The sequence below is a fragment of the Pseudomonas sp. HMWF006 genome (assembly GCF_003061205.1).
GTDB lineage: Bacteria > Pseudomonadota > Gammaproteobacteria > Pseudomonadales > Pseudomonadaceae > Aquipseudomonas > Aquipseudomonas monsensis.
Window position 1 is genome coordinate 9,032 of sequence record NZ_QAIU01000500.1, and the last position, 3,717, is coordinate 12,748.

The 3,717-nt window shown below is 62.9% G+C and carries 5 protein-coding genes and 1 pseudogene; all 6 read right to left on the minus strand.

Annotated elements, in window-relative coordinates; translation table 11 throughout:
* A pseudogene (locus DBR24_RS33235) lies at positions 1 to 104 on the minus strand (Na+/H+ antiporter subunit G); the annotation flags it as partial.
* Positions 101 to 379 carry a K+/H+ antiporter subunit F gene (locus DBR24_RS22080; RefSeq protein WP_123467805.1) on the minus strand — a complete coding sequence of 93 codons (279 nt, stop codon included), beginning with the start codon at positions 377 to 379 and terminating at the stop codon, positions 101 to 103. The pseudogene DBR24_RS33235 and the gene DBR24_RS22080, both read right to left, overlap by 4 nt.
* Complete coding sequence (locus tag DBR24_RS22085; RefSeq protein ID WP_123467807.1) at positions 376 to 864, minus strand: Na+/H+ antiporter subunit E; 489 nt, start codon at positions 862 to 864, stop codon at positions 376 to 378. The genes DBR24_RS22080 and DBR24_RS22085 overlap by 4 nt, the downstream gene beginning before the upstream one ends.
* Positions 861 to 2,540, minus strand: a complete 1,680-nt coding sequence (locus tag DBR24_RS22090; protein ID WP_128615796.1) for a monovalent cation/H+ antiporter subunit D — start codon at positions 2,538 to 2,540, stop codon at positions 861 to 863. The genes DBR24_RS22085 and DBR24_RS22090 overlap by 4 nt, the downstream gene beginning before the upstream one ends.
* Positions 2,537 to 2,881 carry a Na+/H+ antiporter subunit C gene (locus tag DBR24_RS22095; protein WP_008085854.1) on the minus strand — a complete coding sequence of 115 codons (345 nt, stop codon included), beginning with the start codon at positions 2,879 to 2,881 and terminating at the stop codon, positions 2,537 to 2,539. The genes DBR24_RS22090 and DBR24_RS22095 overlap by 4 nt, the downstream gene beginning before the upstream one ends.
* On the minus strand, positions 2,881 to 3,717 hold an 837-nt coding region (gene mbhE, locus DBR24_RS33240), incomplete at its 5' end, for a hydrogen gas-evolving membrane-bound hydrogenase subunit E (protein WP_305889132.1). The genes mbhE and DBR24_RS22095, both read right to left, overlap by 1 nt.

Consider the following 3,717-nt stretch of genomic DNA (forward strand, 5'->3'; position numbering starts at 1 on the left):
TTCATGCGCAATAATCCGGTCGCACCGATCAGCGCGAACACGCCGCTGAGCACCAGCAGGATCGCCACGGGGATCTCGACCCATAAAGACAAATCGGCATTCATTCGATCACCTCGCCACGCAGCAGGAATTTCGCCAGGGCAAACGAGCCGACGAAGCCGAACAGCGCAATCAGCAGCGCCGCTTCGAAGTAAGTGTCACTGGAATAACGAATGCCGAGGGTCAGCATCATCAGCATGGCGATGATGTACAGGTAGTCCAGCGCCAGTACTCGATCCTGCGCCGACGGCCCCTTGAACAGGCGCACCAGGGTCAGCACCATGGCCAGCGAGAACAGGAACAACGTCAGCAGAATCGCGTTCGACAGTAACGGGCTCATTCGAAAATCTCCATCAGCGGCCGCTCGTAAGTGCGCTTGAAGTGCTCGATGAACTGCGCTTCGTCATCCAGATCCCACACGTGCAGCAACAGAATGCTGCGATCCAGCGCCAGTTCTGACCACACGGTGCCGGGCACCACGGTGCAGATCATTGCCAGCGCCGCCAGGCCATGGGCATCGCGCAAGTCCAGCGGCACCTTGATAAAACGTGAGCGGGGCGGGCGGCGACCGGCGTTGAGTACGCCCCAAGCAACGATCAGGTTGGACATGATCACGTCACGCCCGACCAGCAGGAACAGGCGCAGAATTGTCCCCGGACGGCGAACGCGTACTGGTTTCGGGCGCAACTTGCGCATCATCAATGGCGCGGCGAACCCCAGTATTGCGCCGAGCAACAGATTGCCCGGGCTGACCGACAGGTTCAGCGTCAGCCATAGCACCCACAGGGCCAGTGACAGCAACGGTGCCGGGAAAATGCGCTTCATGGCTGCACCTCCAGCATCGCGGCTTTGGCTTCCGGGCTTGGCACGGCGCGGGTGCCGAGTACGGCCATCACGTATTGCTGCGGATTGTTCAGCGCGTCGGCGGTGGCCTGGGTGTAACGCAGCAGCGGTTCGGCCTTGAAGGTCAGGGCGATGCTCAACCCCAGCAGCAGGAAAATCGGTGCGCATTCGAGTTTGCGCAGCAGCGGCGACGGGCGCTCCTCGGGTGTCCAGAAACGCTGGATGCCAAGGCGCGAGAACGCCATCAACGAGGCCAGCCCGGACAGGATCAACAACGCCAGCAACGCCCACGCCGCATTGGAAATCGGTGCGCCCGTGCCCAGCCCCAGCGGATTGAGCAAGGCGCCGATCAGGTTGAGTTTGCCAATGAAACCGGACAACGGTGGCATACCGATGATCAGCAGCGCGCAGGCAATGAAGCTCAGGCCGAGAAACGCCATGGTCCACGGGATGACCTGACCGACCACGGCTTTCTGCTCGTCATCGAGGTTGATGCCCTTGGGTGGCTGCAAGGACTCTTGCGGACGTGGCAGCAGTTCGCTTTCGTCTTCCAGCGGAATTTCGTTGGCCGAACGCGAGCGCTCGATCAACTCGGCGAGCAGGAACAACGCGCTCAGCGCCAGGGTCGAGCTGACCAGATAGAACAGCGCGGCGCCGATCAGGTTCGGCTGGGCGAAACCCACCGCCGACAGCAGAATCCCCGCCGACACCAGAATGCTCAGGCTGGCCATGCGCTCCAGGCGTTGCGCGGCAAGAATCGCCAGCCCCGCGCAAGCCATGGTCGCCATGCCGCCGTAGATCAGCCAGTCGCCGCCGAAGAAGGCCGAGGCCCCGGCCTGGCCGGAAAAAAGCAGTGTCCACAGGCGTAGCAGGGTGTAGACGCCGACCTTGGTCATGATCGCGAACATGGCCGCCACCGGCGCACTGGCCGAGGAGTAGGCCGGCACCAGCCAGAAGTTCAACGGCCACATGCCCGCCTTGGCCAGGAACGCCACCGCGAGAATCCCCGCGCCAGCGTGCAGCAAGCCACGGTCGGCTTCCGATACCAGCGGAATTTTCAGCGCCAGATCGGCCATGTTCAATGTGCCGGTGACGCCGTAGATCAGCGCCGCGCCAATCAGGAACAACGACGAGGCGAGCAGGTTGATCGAGATGTAATGCAGCCCCGACGAAACCCGAGCCCGGCCCGAGCCGTGTAGCAACAGGCCATACGACGCGGCGAGCAACACTTCGAAGAACACGAACAGGTTGAACAGATCCGCCGTCAGGAATGCGCCGTACAGGCCCATCAATTGAATCTGGAACAGCGCGTGGAAACTCGAACCGGCGCCGTCCCAACGGGCCATGGCAAACAGCAGCGCGCTGACGCCGATGATCCCGGTCAGCACCAGCATCAGTGCCGACAGGCGATCGACCACCAGCACGATGCCGAACGGTGCCTGCCAGTTGCCCGGCAGGTACACGCCGATGGAGCCGGGCACGCCGGTGGTCTGTGTCCATTGCAGCAGCATCACCGAAATGAACAGCCCGACGAGGCTGGAGAACAGGTTGATTTTCGCCTTCAGCGGTCGGTGTTTCTCGCCAAGCATCAGCATGATGGCGGCGGTCAGCAGTGGCAGCAGGATCGGCGCGGCGATCAGGTGAGTCATCGCCATCATTCTTTAGGCTCCCGGCCGTCAACGTGGTCGGTACCGGTCAGGCCGCGCGAGGCCAACAGCACGACGAGGAACAGCGCGGTCATGGCGAAACTGATGACGATCGCGGTGAGGACCAGGGCTTGCGGTAGCGGGTCGGTGTAGTGCAGCAAGTCCTGGGTGACGCCGTCCTTGATCACCGGCTCCTTGCCGATGAACAGGCTGCCCATGCTGAAGATGAACAGGTTGACCGCGTACGACAGCAGGCACAGGCCCATCACCACCTGGAATGTCCGTGGCCGCAGGATCAGCCAGACGCCAGACGCGGCGAGTACGCCGATGGCGATTGCGATGACTTCTTCCATCAGACGGCTCCTTTGCTGGCGACGGACTTGGGCAGCGATGCAGTCTTGTGACCGCGTACCGATTGGTGGGCGAGGGCGGTAAGGATCAACAGCGTCGAACCGACAACCACGGCATACACGCCGATATCAAAGAACAGCGCACTGGCGATATGGATATCGCCCAGCAACGGCAAGGTGAAATGCCAGGTGTGGGTGGTCAGGAACGGATAACCGACCGCCATTGCGCCCAGCCCGGTGGCGGTGGCGAACAACAAGCCGGTGCCCATCCAGCGCAACGGGCGCAGGCTCATTTGCGCTTCGACCCACTGCGTACCGGCGACCATGTATTGCAGGATGAACGCCACCGACATCACCAGACCGGCGACAAATCCGCCGCCCGGCTGGTTGTGCCCGCGCATGAACAGGTAGCACGACACCACCAGCGCAATCGGCAGCAACAGGCGCACCAGCACCGCCGGCACCATCATGAAGCCGAGCGCGGTGTCGCTGGCCGAACGCGGGTTGACCAGGTCGGTGACCACGTCCGGCGCCAGCAGGCGTTGCTGGGCCGGCAACTGCAGGCTTTCTTTCGGTGGGCGGAAGCGGCGTAGCAGGGCGAACACGGTCAGCGCCACGGCGACCAGCACGGTGATTTCGCCCAGGGTGTCGAAGCCACGGAAGTCCACCAGCATCACGTTGACCACGTTGCTGCCGCCGCCCTCGGGCATGGCACGACTGAGGTAGAACGAGGAGATGTCGTTCGGCGTCTGGCGCGTCAGCATGGCGTAGGAGAGCAACGCCATGCCGCCACCCACGGCAATCGACAGCAGCAAGTCGCGCAGGCGGCGAATGCGCGC

What these genes read in the sequence shown, in the direction of transcription:
- DBR24_RS22080 (WP_123467805.1), bottom strand. Translation starts at nt 379, where the DNA reads ATGAGCCCGTTACTGTCGAACGCGATTCTGCTGACGTTGTTCCTGTTC.
- DBR24_RS22085 (WP_123467807.1), bottom strand. Translation starts at nt 864, where the DNA reads ATGAAGCGCATTTTCCCGGCACCGTTGCTGTCACTGGCCCTGTGGGTG.
- DBR24_RS22090 (WP_128615796.1), bottom strand. Translation starts at nt 2,540, where the DNA reads ATGATGGCGATGACTCACCTGATCGCCGCGCCGATCCTGCTGCCACTG.
- DBR24_RS22095 (WP_008085854.1), bottom strand. Translation starts at nt 2,881, where the DNA reads ATGGAAGAAGTCATCGCAATCGCCATCGGCGTACTCGCCGCGTCTGGC.